Raw genomic sequence first — 15,357 nt, forward strand, 5'->3', positions numbered from 1 at the left:
AGATTCCAAGGCCTTGGTACAAACTCCAGCTGAATATGGGATCCGATATAGTCCTATTTTGCTGCGACCACCTCTATCTCCACAAGGTACATCGGTGCGGCCAGAGCGGCCACCTGAACCGTCGATCGGGCGACGGTGTTCGGGTTGTCGGCCGTGCCGAAGAATTGCTTGAACCCATCATTCATCCCGGCAAAGTCCATCTTGCCCCCCAATTTGGGGTCGCCGGCGACGAAGACGGTCATCTTGATGACGTCCGCCATCGCAAAGCCTCGCGCGGCCAGGATCGTTTTGATCTTGTTCAAGACGCTCACTGTCTGCGTCTTCGTGTCGCCGAAGTCCTCAACGGTCAATTGCGCGGGCGGCTTCTTGCTGGCGGCATCGAGTGGAGCGGCCAACTGCCCCGACAGATAGAGCGTCGTCGCGCCAGGCTTTACCGTCACGCCCTGCAATATCAGGCCTGGCGGCGTGTTGGAATGGCGGATGACGGGTCCGTTCTGCCCCTGCGCGCCTGTCGCGGCGGCAAGAGCGAATAGGGTTGCAGCGATCGGGCGGTACGGCATGGCATATCCTTCCGGTTCATGACTGGACGGCGGGCATCATGGAGACGCCCGCCGGGAAGTATCAGAAATAGACGTTCAGGCGCGCATAGTAATAGCCGCCATTGATACCATAGGGACTGAAGGTCAGCGGCGCGTCGAGCACGTTGCCGCCGTTCACCAGGGTCTGGTTCGACGTACCGGGCACCAGCGGGACGGTCGGCGGCCGCTTGTTGAACACGTTGTTCGCGCCCAATGCGATGCCGAGGTTGGGTGTAATATCGTAGTTCAACTCGATATCGCCGATGAAGGTCGCACCAATCTCCTGGTTGTAGAATGTGCCGCCGTCCGGGCTAAGCTGCGCCGAGCTTTTGCCATAGACGGTCCCGCGTAGCATCATCGAGAATTTGTCGATGGTGTAGAGGACCGAGCTGATGACCTTCACGCGCGGCGATGCCGTCTCGATATTCGACTGGGCGCCGAGATTGAAGAGCGGAATGATCTGCCCCGTGGCGGGGTTGGTCAGGGTTGAGGGTGCAGCAATCAGGCGCGTGAGCTTGGTTTCATTGTAGTTGCCTGAGATGGTCCAGTTCGCGCGGCCATAATCTCCAAAGTCCGACATGTACGTCATTACCAGATCGACGCCGCGTGTCCGTGTGTCCGCGCCGTTTGTGAAGATGTTGATGCCGGTCTGGTTGACCGTCGGATCGAGCACATTGCCGTTGGCGATGATGGCGCGCGTCACGACCGGAAAATTGACGGCACCGCCACTGCCGAAGATCGACCCCGTGCCCAGAATGCGGTCGCGGATTCGCACTTGATAGGCGTCAAGCGTGATGGTGAAACCGGACGCGGGCCGGATCACCGTGCCAAGAGAATAGTTCGTCGATTTTTCCGGCTTCAGATTTTGAAAGCCGATCAGCTTTGCAGCCGCCGAATTGGCGGGCAACTGGACGAACGCGGCGGTCGGCGAGACGTTGGTGGCCGAATAATAGGATTCTGCAAGCGTCGGGGCGCGGAACCCGGTCGAGAAGGTGCCGCGCAGTGCGAAGGCATCCGAAAAGTCGTAACGCCCCGTGCCCTTGTAGATGAAACGGCTGCCGAAATCGGAATAATGCTCGTAACGTCCGGCAACGTCCAACTTCAATTCGTCGATCGGGTTGGTGGCGACATCGACATAAAGCGACTTACCCGTCCTTGCATTGACGCCCGCATCGGATGGGCGAAAACCCGGATAGGACTGTCCGCCCTCCTTGTAGATCGAGCCGGCGTCGCCCGATCCGATCTCATAGACGTTGCGGCGATATTCCGCACCGAAGGCCAAGGTGATCGGAGCCGCCAGGCCCGCCTCGATCTCTCGCCGAAGGTCCGCATTGACCGTGAATTCCGTCGATTTGAAAAGGCCGTTATAAAAGCTCGTCGGTGTGAAGCCGGTATCGGCGTATAGTGAGGCATTGGCCGAGTCTATGGTGTAGATCAGGGCCTTGTCCTGCCCGAATGTCGTCGACAGATCGTAATGGAAACCACCGGCGTCGCCGCGCACGCCGCCGGTGAAGGCCATGTCATCTTCGCGAATTTTCTGGCGCGGATTGAATCCGTTGGGCGGATTGTCGCCATCCGGATCGAAATAGGTCGTAACCCCGGCAACCGTGCGCGCGACCCGCGTCGGGACACGAACATTTTGATACGCACTGGCGATACGTTTGGAATAGGTGCCGAAACTATAAACTTCGACTTCACCGAATTTATAGGCGGTGTTGTACTGCAGGTTGGTCAGCGAGGACTGGGCATCGCCATTGATCCAGTTCACATAGGGAAAACCGGCCATCAGCGGATAAAGCTGTCGCTGCGTCGCGTTCAGTGACGGACTGGACGTCGCGGTCAGCAGCGTGCCGTTGATGTCGGTAACGCGGCGATCCAGCCCGCCTACCCGTGTGAAGTCATGGAAACGGTGAAAGCCTGTCACGTTCAGAAAGCCGCTATCCCCCAGCTTCGTCGCCAGGTGCAGCGTGCCCGCGAGCGTGTCGCCGCCGACGCTGTAGTTGCGCCCGGCCGTGATATATCCGTCACCGCCCTCCGCATCGTCCTTGAGGATGATATTGATGACGCCCGCGATCGCGTCCGAGCCATATTGCGCGGCTGCGCCGTCCTCGAGAACCTCGATACGCTTGATCGATGACGGGCTGATCAGATCGAGGTCAGCAGTCGCCGCGCCTTGAAATGGTCCGCCCAGAACGGCCAGGTTGGAGGTGCCGTGACGCCGCTTTCCATTGATCAGCACCAGCGCATGGTTCGGGCTGAGACCCCGCAGGCGCGCAGAGAGGGTGAGATTGGCGGTATCGCCCCCAAAGGCTTGTGCCGTGAAAGATGGAACGAGCTGCGTCAGCACCTGGTTCAGGTTCGGCTGCCCGACATGGCTGAGCGTTTCCTCGCCCAGCACCTTGATCGGGGCAGCGCTTTCCACGGCGGTCATTCCCGTGGCGCGCGTCCCGGTCACGATAATCTCGCCACCGTCTTGCGGGGGCGACATGGATCCGGTCAGGGCAGGCTCCGGCTCTACCGTTGTAGAGACCGGCGTTAAGGAAGGCGCTGCCTGCTGCGCAAAGGCGGGATGGGCCAGACCCACCACATAACAAGCAGTCAACGCTATATAGGACACACGATCACGTCGAGTCATAGCAATCCCCCTTGTTTACAATAAACAGACAGGATCCTCACCCGATTATTTATCGTTATTTTCTATGCATTCCTCCGGATTGACATTATCATTTGCTATCAGCTTATTATTTGCAATCGTTATTTCTAAAGTATCATGAATTTGTTCAATTATCTGACATTGAGACATTTATTGCAAAAATGACGCAATATCGGCACCGAAGCTGGCTGCCATCATCCAGGACACGGTCGAACGATTACTTATACTTTGCCCTGATTGGCACAGTAGTAGCCTTTCCGCCCCATAGGCATTCATGGCAGCTCCTACGGGTCACGTCTTGACCAAGTCCGTGGAATGATTTGCGCATCACGCCGCCGGGCCGTACTGTCGGAGCCGAAGTTACCGACGCCAATCATGTCCTGCGCAATGCCCGCGCAGCCCCCTCGCTCGCGACACGGCGCCCGAGCATAGTGACTTGGCGACGCGCCGACTGAATGCCGCCTTCCTGCCATCCCGGCGTCTGGCTAAGGGCGGCTCCCGCGAAATAGATCCGCCCTTCCGGCTCCTGCAAAAAGCGGAAGGCAGGCGTATCTATATGCCCCTCTTGGCGACCATTTGCGCTGCCCGCATTCCAGTCGGGCCATGGCCCCAGGCTGAAGGGGATTTTGTGCCAATTGACCGCAAGGCCATTGACGCAGTCCGCGCCATGTCCGGGATGTAAGCGGTCGATCACGCCACGCGAAAAGGCGATTTGCTCCGCGATCGGCCGCTTTTCGAATTCTGCGGCGACCGGCCCGGAGCTGTAGCAGCCGAGAATCATCCCGCGCTCGCTATGCAGGCCTGCGGACGGATACCAGACCAGGGTGGTCGGCCCACCGACAAAGGACAGCCCGCCATAGATTTGCTCCTGCTCCCAAAAGCGCGGACTTTCGAACGCTACCTTGTTGGAATAATCATATTTTACGCTTTCTACCGTCTGCTTCAGTCGCGGTGAAAAGTTAGTGTCGATCTTGGCCAGTACCGGGAACGGGATAGTGCAGATCAGGTAATCGGCGCTGACCCGGCTCACCACAGCGCTGCTGCGATCGCGATAGACGACCTCGACGCCCGCAGGCTGCTGACGGATTTGCGTGACTTCGGCGCCCAGCAACGGGGGGCGATGAAGATGGCGGGCGAAGCCGGCATGGATACGATCCATGCCGCCCACCGGCTCGAACATCGTTGCCTGCATGTAGAGATTGTCTTCGAACAGCGTCATCGGCAGGCGCTGATTGGCCAGCAACTGCTCCAGCGGCAGCGCCGTCGAGGGTGATGCGAACGTGACCCCCGCCCCCGGTGCATTTCCGAAACCGGAGCGCTCCGTCCCCTTGAAGCCGCCGGTCGCGTCCAGATCGCCATAGGCCTTGAGGAAAGGCGTCAGCCGCTCGCGATCGGCCGCCGTCAGCTCACGATCGAGCGACCCCTGGTTGATCGCCTTGGCCAACAGTTCCGCGATCCGGCCGCGCATGTCGTTGATCGCGGTGCGCATCCGGATTTTCGACCCGTCGTCGCCCATGATGTAGGCGGAACGGCTGGAATTGACTTCCACCTCCATCGGCACGCCGAACCGCTTGGCATAGCCGAGCAAGCCCTGATGAAAGCTTGGAATCCGCGCCGGGCCGGCATTGAAGTAGATACCGTCGGAGAACCGAGCGGTCTGCGTAGCCTCGCCGATCATTTCGATCCGGTCGCCGTCGCGAACCGTCCAGGCGCGCCCCCCGACTCGATCGCGCGCTTCCAGCAAGGTGACGAGGAAACCGGCCTGTTCCAGTTCATAGGCGGCCACCAGACCCGCGATACCGGCCCCCAGCACCACCACATGCCGGCCGTGACCAACCTCCGTCGGCAAGGGCACCCAATCCTCGGCATGGGCGAAACCTGCCATGCCCAAAGCCTGCATGGCCCCCATCATGGGGCCAAGCCCCGCCAACATTCCCAGCTTACCGAGTACCGTGCGCCGTGTCGCCATAGCTACCCCATTCCCCTTGGCTCGAACGCTGAACAGGGCGACGGTATGAAACCGTCACCACGCCATCAGCATCCTCTTCAGCGTCAGGATCACAGGTCGCGGGCAGCCACCCAAAGGGTAGACACGCAACTTTCGGTCACTCACTCGATCGGTGAGTGATTCGAAATGAAAACTAATCTTCATGAAACTGCAACTTGTTTATGAATACGCATTGGCAGAAATTCGAGCCAGATAGCGATCGCGGTTACAATGGGCGCGCCTGGGAGGAAGTCGGCGGCGAGGCGGACGTAGCGGGTGGCGAACCGCATGGCCGGTTGGAACCGCCGCCTATGTCGGGAGGCAACGCATTCGACCAGCCCCCTCGACAGTCTCAGGACAGGCTTGCTCGCCCGCCCATCATGCGAGCGCCCCGTGGATCAGGCGGCCCATTTTCCGGCTAAGCGCCAAGCGTTGCGCTTTTATAAGCTTGATCGCGGTATTTTAAGTGGCCACGCCAGCCTTCGCCGGCACGTCGAGCAATTTGAGCCAGAAGCTACGGCACTACGAGCGAATTCTTTAACCGCCGCCCATGCCTCATTACAACCTGGAATGACGCCGCGCCTCACTCCTTCCAATTACTTGCTATAAATACAAAATTTCGTATTTCAACACACATATCAAACTTCCATCGTGTAATCTCACTACTCATGACACCATATTTAATAATCATATTTACAAATAGTTCTTGAGTTCCATCCAAAACGGCATCAACCATTTGAATAAGGATTTTAGGCGCAACAAATTCCAAGTCAGGCCACTAAGTCATGATGATTATTACGCGCGGCATGTACCTCACCCTATCGCTTATGGCCTCGACATCCGCTCTGGCCCAGGCGCCTGCCACGAAGCCGATCATCAGCCAGAGCCTGCCGACGTCGTGGCAGAACGCCGGGAGCGAAATTCCGCTGGATCCGGCGTGGCGTACCGGCACCCTTCCCAATGGCCTCCGCTTCGCCGTACGCCGCGGAACGCAGCCCCCCGGCACTATCTCGGTACGGATCAGGGTCGCTGACGGCGCGCTGATGGAAACCGACGAGCAGCAGGGCTGGACCCATATGCTCGAGCATATGGTATTCCGTGGCACCGACCATTTCGCGGATGGCGAAGGCATCAAGATATGGCAGCGTCTCGGCGCCAGCTTCGGTAGCGACACCAATGCCTTTACCACGCTGACCGCCACGACCTTCGTCCTCGACCTGCCGAAGAATGATGGCACGTCCTATGATCAGGCGATGGCCGTGCTGGCCAAGATGATGAGCCGTGCGACGATCGATCCGGTCGCGCTGGCGACCGAGCGCAAGGTCGTGCTGGCGGAACGCGCGTTGCGGATGCCGCCAATGGCCGAGAAGGTGAAGCAGATCGCCAATCCGCTGCTTTTGGCCGGGACCAAGGCTGCAGACCGCGACGTCATCGGGTCGGAGGCGACGCTGGATGCCGCCAGTGCCGAACGACTAAAGGCCTATTACAAACGCTGGTACCGGCCGTCGCGCACCGTGGTCGTCGTGGCCGGCGATGCCGATCCCGCCATGCTGGAGGCCGGTGTGCGCCGCGCCTTCGGCGACTGGTCTGCCTCGGGAAGCGAACCGAGCGAACCTGATTACGGCGCTCCTGTCCGCCCGGCAAAGCCTGCAGCGGTCGTCACCGATCCCTTGATCCCCAACAGCTTCCAGCTGGCCTATGTCACGCCGCATGACGATCGTCCCTGGACGGTGTCGCGTCAGCAGCGGCAATATCTCGACTGGATCGCGGTCGGCATTCTGAACGCCCGTCTGGGGACGGAGGCGCAAAAGGGCGAGGCGGTCGTCAATGCCGGGGTGGCCCTCAATGCCAGCCGTCATGTCCAGGATCAACTGACCGTAGGTGTCGTTCCCAAACCCGGCGCATGGAAGGCGGCGCTGAACACGGCCTATGGCGTGTTGAACGGTGCGATCGCGTCTCCCCCGACCCAGGCGGAGATCGACCAGCAGGTGACCTTCGTCACCAAGATGCTCGACCGCCGGATCGCGGAGCAGGATACCCGCACGTCAGCCGATTTGGCGAACAGCTTCATCGGCGACGTCGACCAGGGAGACGTGTCCGGGCCAAGCACATTCTACCGCGACCTCTTCGTCGCGCAGCAAAAGGCATTCACGCCGACGACCGTGCAAGCCGCCATCCGACGCCTTCTGTCCCCCGACCCCCGACTCATCGTGTACAGCTCGACGCCGGTTGCGGGCGGGGACGCGGCGGTACAGACGGCTCTTGCCGGTGCCAGACAGGTGGCCGCCAGTCGCGAGGCGGCCGTTCGCACCGTGTCGTTCGATGACCTGAAGCTATCCGGTCATCCGGCCACCGTCGCCTCGACATCGATCGTGCCGGGTTTGGACGTGGAGCGCGTCCTGTTCTCCAACGGCGTCGAACTGGACCTCAAGCCGACGGCTTTCGAAAAGGACAAGATCCGCGTCAGTGTGCTGATCGGGCATGGCGTGCTGGGCGAACGTCCCAACGATCCGGGCCTCATATGGACGAACGGCGCCTTGCTGGCGAGCGGCTATGGTGGCCTTTCCCCCGACGAACTGACCCGCCTTCTGTCGGGGCGAGCGGTCGGGTTCGGGATCGGGACCGCCCTGAACGGGGTGTTGCTGCGTGGCGATAGCGACCGAAACGATGTCGCCGACATGTTCCGGCTGATGACGGTCGCCATGACACAGATGAACTATCGACCCGCCCCGCTGGCGCGGCTGAAGGACGCGACGAACGCCGCCTATCAGGCTATCTACAATCAACCTGGGGCGGTGTTCTCCGCATTCGCCACTCCCTATCTGTTTGGCGGCGATACACGTTTCCGGGCGACACCGCCGATCACTGAGGTCGACGCGGTGACGCTGCCCGCATTCCAGTCCTATTGGCAGCAGCGGCTGAGCCAGGGACCGGTAAAGGTTGGCGTTGTCGGCGACTTTGATCGGGACGCGATCATCGCGGCGGTCGCCAAGAGCTTCGGCACCCTGCCCTCCCGTGAGAATGTGCCATTGGATGCGGCGCAGCGCGCGGTGTCCGCGTCCTTGCCTGCCGCCGATCCTGTCGTGTTTCAGCATCGCGGCGACCCCACACAGGCGATGGTGGCACGCATATGGCCGACGCAGGGATTGTTCGATGACGTCACGACCGGACGGGCGCTCGAACTTGCGGCAAGCCTGATCCAGACCCGCCTGACCGAAGATTTCCGCGAAACCCAGGGCGGCAGCTATGCACCGTTCGTGAGCTATAATTACGGCGGCGGCGACATTCCGCATTATGGCGCCCTCGTCGCCGGTGCCCAGCTTCGAACCGACCGGATGGCCGACTTTGAGGCAGCGCTGACGGCCGTCATCACGGATATAGCCGCGCACGGCCCGGATGCCGATGCCTTTGCCCGCGCCAAGGCAACGACGGTGGGCGCCATCGAGCGCGCGACAAAGGGCAACGACTTTTGGGCTGGCCTCATCATGGCGAACTTGGACAATCCGGCGGAAGTCGCCGCAATCCGGGACGGCGTGACCAGCAGGCAGGCAGTGACGCCCGACCAGGTCCGAGCCGCAGTCCGTCGCTTTGCCGCCCCATCCGCCCCGTCGTTTGAAATCAAGGTCCTGCCGGAGTTGAAAACTCAGCTAAAACGCTAGCGGCAAGCCCCAAATATGGGCATTTGATGCTGACAGTAGAGCTTCCCGGATCATAGCGCCTTTTCTTGAGAGCTATCGAACACTTCCCTTGAACTACTATCGCTGGAATGCGGAAGTATGAAGGTCGAAAGTGGCCTGGCCGCCGGGGCGGGCCTCGCAAATCGGGCGTGCGACGATGACATGCCATCGTCTTTGACGACGCACCGTATCCGTCCGCCAGGACGTGCCGGTCAGGTCGAGAAAGCGTTGCTGTATCCCGGCGGCGTGCTGCGCGAAGTCGTAATAGTCGATGCGGTGATGCGCGAGCACCAGTCGTCCGCCGGGGCGTAGCGCCTGGGCGACGCACTTGGCGACATGCCTCATCGATTGCGGGGGAAGATAATAGAGGAGTTCCGCGATCACGATCGCATCATAGTTCCTCTGCGGGAAGCGTGCAGGTAAGGCCAAGCGGATGGCGCGCGCGCGAGGGCGATCCGCGATGGCGCGGGCGGTCAGAGCCGTACCCTCGACGGTCCCCTCTGTCGCATGAAGACGCAAGGCGCGAGCGGCCATGGCCCGACTGTTCGATCCGTTGCCGCTTCCCAACTCCAGCACGCGGCCAAGGGGGCCTGGCCCCAGGGCATGCAGGATCGCCGCGCGCTTCACGGCTTCGTCGCGGTCGGAATATGTTCGCCACGGGTCGTCATGGGCTGCGAATTTCTCGGCGAAACCCGTAAGATCGATAGGCCTCATCGCCTGTCCTCGACGAACTGTTCGACCGGGTGCGCGAAAACCGCGAGTTCATGGCATGCGATGGCAAAGCCATGAGGATCGTCGGTGATCGCCCCCAATTGGGTGCGATGCATCCGGATCAGCGATCGCTTCGCCGCCGCCCCGCCCGCGAGCGTAACGGTCCGGCCTCGGGCGAACCTCGCGCGTTGCGGCGGCCAGACCTGATAGGTCATGCGTCGTCCGGCGAACCGCGTATCCCAAAGCGCCGCCGCCACGGCCCGGTGATCGGGATGCGCGTCGGTCATGGCGGGGCCGACGAGCATGTCCAAATCCCGGCAATGACATATTGCCCGGCTCAGCAGCTGACGACACAGCACCGGTCGCGTGGAAAGCCCGCCATCGGGCAGCCCCAAAAAGGTCACATGATCACGCGTCACCCCCAGACGGCGAAGCGCCAGCAGGCTTTCCCGGCGCCGCGCGTCAATCAGCCGTGCGGGGGGCCACGCGGCACTGTCGGGATGCGAGGCAGCGGCATTGCTGACCACGATAACCCGAATCATGCTGCGCTGCCGCCGCAAGGCCTGTATCAAGCCAGCAGCCCCGATGATCTCGTCATCGGGATGGGGCGCGACAACCACCGCGCGGCGAACGGCTTTGAGATCCAGCTTCAAAAGGTTGGCACCAACAGACCCTGTCGAACCGCGCGACCGATGCGGAGCCTTTGGGCGTCGGGGGCGGGTTGGCGAAGATAGACCGCCAGATCGCTGAGCATGGCCGACAGAGGATGGCCATGGAATTGGCCAGCCAGCCCCACCGCCTCGCGCGCGACGACCATCGCCCGCTCGGCCGCATCGGTCACCGCCAGTCGGGCCGCCGCCACACGCGCCAGGCGCGGTTCATCGCCCCGGTCCACATCCTCGAACCACAGCCGCGCCGTCCGCCGCACGGTGGCGGCCGCACCCTCGGCCAGTGCGAACAGCTCGGCCATCCGGGCGGCCTGGAAGGGGTCGTCGGAGCGCCCCGTCTTCACCAGATGATCGCGGCTAAGGTCGCAGATGCCCGCCACCCCGCCCGCATGAACCGCCACGAAACGCAGCGCGCCGCCGCTGAAAAAGGGCTCGCGCGCATAGCTGTCAGGCTGGCCGATCCGATCCGCATCGGTGATCGGCGCATGATGCCAGCGCACCTGATGGGTCTCGGATCGTTGCATGCCGATCACCCGCCACCAATCGGTATCGATCGCCGGAGGTACGTGCGAAAGGTTGAGGAGGAGCAGTTGCACGCCCGCGGACGTGTCCGCCGTGACCAGCGCATGGCTCAGCACACCCGCCCCCGAGGCATAGCTCTTGCCGCCGCTCAGCCGCCCGTCGTCCAGCCGCAACGCCTCGCCAGGCAGCCCGGCATTCCACATCCCCAGCGTCGCGCCGCGCACTAAGGCACGGCGCAGCATGTCGACCTGAGCGGCCGTGCCGTAGCGCCGGACGATCTGCACGGCATCGACATGCCCCTCGACCAGGCGGGCAAGCGGAAGGTCGCTGCGGCCGATTTCGTATAGCCTCGCCAGCAGCGCGATCAGCTCGTCCGCCGTTTGCGGATCGCCGGGCGGATCATCGGCCCAGCCCAGGCCAGCGATCGCAGCTTTCAGTTGATCGGCCATCATCGTCATGCCGCGACCTCGCACCACCGGCTTTCCAGTTCGCCCAGAATGTCTTCGGCCGCGGTCAGCGACACCATGGCGTCATGGACCGCGGGCGCCGGAACGATACGCATCGCGAATGCCTCGCCATTGGGACAGTCGCGCGCCACGCCCAAAACATGATCCGCCGTCAGGCCCAAAATCTGCCCCAGCGCTACGCGGACATCCATCTGGTTGATCGTCGCGAAACTCCGTCGCGCCGCCGCCTGTGCGTGCCATTGCCATGCCGATCCGCGTGGGTCGGCCATGGATGGCACTTCACCGTGGTCCAGCGCTCGCAACATGTCCGCAAGGCCCCCGGCGACCCGTCCATCGCGGCGGGAAGACGTGTCGACCGCCATGGCCCCGTCGCGGCGGACACGGAAACCGGCCCTCGCCGCATCATCGAGAAACCGGGCATCTTCGCCGGATGGCAGGGGCCGAAACCCGCCGATCGCGCGATAGGCGGACGCGCGGACCGCTATATTGGCGCCCCCGCCGAAATGATGGCTATCCCGCGCCTCCCATGGCACCGGGTCGACCAGGCGTCGATATTGGTGGAGCCGATCATAATAGCGTTCGATGCGGCACTGCCGGGGATCGCGCGTCGCGTCGAAGCGAAGGATACGCCCCGCCACCACGTCCGCCTCCTGAAGGGCCCGGCGCCCCGCCGCGATCCAGTCGCGATGCGGCATGCTGTCGGCATCGGTCGTGAACAACAGCCCCTCTGCGCCCGCCAGCCGTTCGAGGCCCATCGCCAGCGCCGCGTGGCGGGCCATGCCTGCATTGGGCTCCGTATCCCGAGGCCCCAGCTTAATGGTCGCCCCGAACGGCAAGACCGGCTGCATACGATCCAGCATATCCCGGCTGCCGTCCCGGCAATCGTCGAGATACAGGCAGAGGTGCACGCCATTCCCGCCCACCGACTGTCCGGCGATCGCCGACAGCAATTGGGGCAGCAGGACCGCCTCGTTGCGCGCCGGAACACAGATGACCAGGGGGAGGTCCTCGTTCAGAATCATTCTCCCATGCCCGGCAGACTGCGGCGACCCATCCAGATCAATGACGCATGTGTACGACAGGTGCCTCCGATAAGCCTTGATTAATATCAATCATTTAGTGAGAGGGCGATTGTTCGATCCGCGCGTTGGGAAGGCAGGCATTCCTCAACGACGCAAAGGCAGCATCATGGCGAACAAAACGAAGTCCCGCGCAGGCGCGACAAAGGGCGAGACGTCCACCACGCCCCCTGCCCTTCCTGCCGGATCGGATACGCCCACGCATTATGCCGAGCCACAGGGCCATGGGGGGGAGACGCACCAGAGCACCGACGACACGGCTCGGACGCTGACCACCCAACAGGGCGTTCCCGTCTCGGACAATCAGAACAGCCTGCGCGCGGGCGAGCGGGGACCGACATTGCTCGAAGACTTCATCCTGCGCGAAAAGATCTTCCACTTCGACCATGAGCGCATCCCCGAGCGCGTGGTCCATGCACGCGGCTATGGCGCACACGGCGTGTTCGAACTGACCGACAGCCTGGCCGATTACACCCAAGCCGATGTGCTGAGCACGGTCGGCCAGCAGACCGAGGTATTCGTCCGCTTCTCGACGGTCGCGGGCAACAAGGGGTCGATGGACCTCGCGCGCGACGTGCGCGGCTTCGCGGTCAAATTCTATACCAAACAAGGCAATTGGGACATTGTCGGCAACAACATCCCCGTCTTCTTCATCCAGGACCCGATCAAATTCCCCGATCTGGTCCACGCCGTGAAGCAGGAGCCCGACCGTGCTTTTCCCCAGGCCCAGTCGGCGCACGACAATTACTGGGACTTTGCGTCTTTAAGCCCCGAAGCGTGGCATATGGTCATGTGGCAGATGTCCGACCGGACGATCCCACGCTCCTTCCGCACCATGGAGGGTTTCGGCGTCCACAGCTTCCGGCTGGTCAATGCCGAGGGCAAGTCGACCTTCGTCAAATTCCATTGGAAACCACGCCAGGCCCTGCAATCGGTGCTGTGGAACGAGGCGGTCAAGATCAACGGAGCCGATCCCGATTTCCACCGCCGCGACCTGTGGACCGCGATCGAAGGCGGCGACTTTCCGCAATGGGATCTGGGTGTTCAGTTGTTCGATCAGGAAACGGCCGACCGCCTGCCCTTCGACCATCTCGATTCGACCAAGCTGATCCCCGAGGAGGAGGTGCCTGTCCGCATCATCGGCACGCTGACCCTGAACCGCAATGTCGACAATTTCTTCGCCAACACCGAACAAGTCGCCTTCTGCACCCAGAATGTCGTGCCGGGCATCGACTTCTCCGACGATCCGCTGCTGCACGGGCGCAACTTCTCCTATCTGGATACGCAGCTGAAGCGGCTGGGCGGGCCGAACTTCACCCATATCCCGGTCAACGCGCCGCGCTGCCCGGTGATGAACTTCCAGCAGGACGGCCATATGGCGATGCGCAACCCCAAGGGGCGCGCCAATTACGAACCCAATAGCTGGGGCCCCGATGGCGGGCCGCGTGAGAACCCGACCATCGGCTATCGCAGCTTCCCCGCCGAGGTACAGGGCACCAAGCAGCGTATCCGCGCTGAGACCTTTGCCGACCATTACAGCCAGGCGCGGCAGTTTTTTGTCAGCCAGCAGCCCATCGAGCAGAAGCATATCGGCGACGCGCTGGTGTTCGAACTGTCGAAGGTCGAGCGGGTCGATATCCGCGCGCGCGCCGTCTCGCATCTGCGCCTGATCGACGAAGGACTGGCTGCAACGGTCGCGGATGGATTGGGGCTCGATCTGCCCGAACCGGCAAAGGCCGCAAAACCGACGCTCGACCTACCGCCCTCGACCAAGCTGAGCATCCTGTCCAACGGTCCCAAGGACTTCAAGGGGCGCAAGATGGGCATCCTACTAACGGACGGCAGCAGCGCCGATCTGTTCGCCGCATTGACCAAGGCGCTGGAGGCTGAAGGCGGTTTGTGGGAGGTCGTCGCGCCCAAAATCGGCGGCGTGACGCTCGACGACGGCAAGAAGGTCGCCGCCAAGCAGAAGATCGATGGCGGCCCCTCGGTGCTGTACGATGCGGTGGCCGTCCTGCCATCCGAGACGGGCGTGGCCATGCTCGCCAAGGATGCGACAGCAAAGGACTTCGTCGCCGATGCCTTCGCCCATTGCAAATTCATCGGTCACAACGACGCCGCCAACGCCCTGTTCGACGCCGCCGGGGTGACGGAACGAGACGAAGGCTTTGTCGGCCTTGCCAAGGCCAAGGACGCCAAGACCTTCGTCGGCCAGTGCCGCGCACTGCGCCTCTGGTCGCGGGAGTTGAATGTGGATCTCGATGCGGCGTCGCTGCACTCGTAACTACAGCATCTAAGGGAGCGGGAAGGTTTACAGGACCTTCCCGTTCGCTACAGCATTCAAATAGGCGATTGTGCTCGATATTTATATCTTCGACAAATGAACTTTCCTTGAATCTGCGACGCTAATTGGTTCGCAGGTACAACTATTCATATACCTTTAATTTATTCGGAAGATGATGTATCCACCATCTTTTCAGGACCGAGACCCAATCAGAGGCGGAAGGCCAACGCGGTGGCGAGGGTTACGCCCGAGAGAAAGTTGGCGGCGAGCTTGTCATAGCGAGCGGCGACGCGACGGAATTCCTTGAGGCGGCAGAAGGCGTTCTGGATGAGGTGCCGACCGCGGTATCGATCTTTATCATAGCGGATGATGCGCTTACGGTTGCGCCGGCCGGGGATGACCGGAACGGCACCTGCATCGCGCGGCGAGCCGCGCAGTTGGTCGGCATCGCCGCATACCGCAAGCTGCACGACGACCTGCTGGATCACGGCGAAACCCGCTGCCCGGACCGGGTTGCCAGATTAACCAGATCGGCGGGCATCAAGGCGCAGATCGGCTATGAGCGCCGGCCCGGCAGCCATGGCGGCAAGCCGTCTCTGGCGGTCATGATCGACCTGTATTCCCGCCGCGTGGTGGGCGGAGCAGCCCAAGGTTCCGACGGGCCGAAGGACCGTTGGAAAGGCTGCGGAGGGTGCCATCCTCGAGCGGCGGCGGAAAGACATCGGGCACGA

Annotated in this window: 10 protein-coding genes and 1 pseudogene; 3 read left to right on the forward strand and 8 right to left on the reverse strand. The window is 62.1% G+C overall.

Annotation, left to right across the window (positions count from 1 at the left end; translation table 11 throughout):
- Nucleotides 1-53 precede the first annotated feature (53 nt).
- The 3 genes from ASF14_RS12305 to ASF14_RS12315 all read right to left on the reverse strand — a co-directional run bounded on the left by ASF14_RS12305 (nt 54) and on the right by ASF14_RS12315 (nt 5,200).
- Nucleotides 54-560, reverse strand: a complete 507-nt coding sequence (locus ASF14_RS12305) for a RidA family protein (RefSeq protein ID WP_056435113.1) — start codon at nt 558-560, stop codon at nt 54-56.
- A 61-nt stretch (nt 561-621) separates the two neighbouring features.
- The gene (locus ASF14_RS12310; RefSeq protein ID WP_236697045.1) at nt 622-3,033 is read right to left on the reverse strand and encodes a TonB-dependent receptor plug domain-containing protein; all 2,412 of its coding nucleotides are present in this window, start codon (nt 3,031-3,033) and stop codon (nt 622-624) included.
- Nucleotides 3,034-3,604: 571 nt separating this feature from the next.
- On the reverse strand, nt 3,605-5,200 hold the full coding sequence (locus tag ASF14_RS12315; protein WP_156361161.1) for a flavin monoamine oxidase family protein: 1,596 nt from the start codon (nt 5,198-5,200) through the stop codon (nt 3,605-3,607).
- A gap of 803 nt (nt 5,201-6,003) precedes the next feature.
- On the opposite strand from ASF14_RS12315, the gene ASF14_RS12320 reads away from it, so the two are divergent.
- Complete coding sequence (locus ASF14_RS12320; RefSeq protein ID WP_082442216.1) at nt 6,004-8,877, forward strand: M16 family metallopeptidase; 2,874 nt, start codon at nt 6,004-6,006, stop codon at nt 8,875-8,877.
- A gap of 96 nt (nt 8,878-8,973) precedes the next feature.
- Here the strand turns inward: ASF14_RS12320 and ASF14_RS12325 are convergent, their stop codons facing one another.
- Genes ASF14_RS12325 through ASF14_RS20855 form a run of 4 tightly spaced genes read right to left on the reverse strand, consistent with a single transcriptional unit; the run spans nt 8,974 to nt 12,285 of the window.
- Nucleotides 8,974-9,609, reverse strand: a complete 636-nt coding sequence (locus ASF14_RS12325; protein WP_082442217.1) for an SAM-dependent methyltransferase — start codon at nt 9,607-9,609, stop codon at nt 8,974-8,976.
- On the reverse strand, nt 9,606-10,259 hold the full coding sequence (locus ASF14_RS12330; protein WP_056435121.1) for a PIG-L deacetylase family protein: 654 nt from the start codon (nt 10,257-10,259) through the stop codon (nt 9,606-9,608). Before ASF14_RS12330 ends, ASF14_RS12325 begins: the two co-directional genes overlap by 4 nt.
- Nucleotides 10,256-11,254 (reverse strand): hypothetical protein, encoded by a 999-nt coding sequence (locus tag ASF14_RS12335; RefSeq protein ID WP_056435459.1) that lies wholly within the window; start codon nt 11,252-11,254, stop codon nt 10,256-10,258. Before ASF14_RS12335 ends, ASF14_RS12330 begins: the two co-directional genes overlap by 4 nt.
- Nucleotides 11,251-12,285, reverse strand: coding sequence for a glycosyltransferase (locus tag ASF14_RS20855; protein WP_082442218.1), 1,035 nt, complete (start codon nt 12,283-12,285; stop codon nt 11,251-11,253). Before ASF14_RS20855 ends, ASF14_RS12335 begins: the two co-directional genes overlap by 4 nt.
- A 166-nt stretch (nt 12,286-12,451) precedes the next feature.
- Here ASF14_RS20855 and ASF14_RS12345 point away from each other — a divergent pair, with 166 nt between their 5' ends.
- A complete protein-coding gene (locus ASF14_RS12345; RefSeq protein WP_056435123.1) occupies nt 12,452-14,626 on the forward strand; it encodes a catalase in 2,175 nt (724 codons plus the stop codon).
- Nucleotides 14,627-14,835: 209 nt separating this feature from the next.
- Here ASF14_RS12345 and ASF14_RS22285 read toward each other — a convergent pair whose 3' ends face one another.
- The gene (locus ASF14_RS22285; RefSeq protein WP_082442219.1) at nt 14,836-15,114 is read right to left on the reverse strand and encodes a transposase; all 279 of its coding nucleotides are present in this window, start codon (nt 15,112-15,114) and stop codon (nt 14,836-14,838) included.
- Between ASF14_RS22285 and ASF14_RS20860 the strand changes: the two are divergent.
- Nucleotides 15,073-15,276, forward strand: a pseudogene (locus ASF14_RS20860) (IS3 family transposase); the annotation flags it as partial. The gene ASF14_RS22285 and the pseudogene ASF14_RS20860 sit on opposite strands and share 42 nt — an antisense overlap.
- Nucleotides 15,277-15,357: the final 81 nt, after the last annotated feature.

This window comes from Sphingomonas sp. Leaf257, from assembly GCF_001422185.1.
Taxonomy (GTDB): domain Bacteria; phylum Pseudomonadota; class Alphaproteobacteria; order Sphingomonadales; family Sphingomonadaceae; genus Sphingomonas; species Sphingomonas yabuuchiae.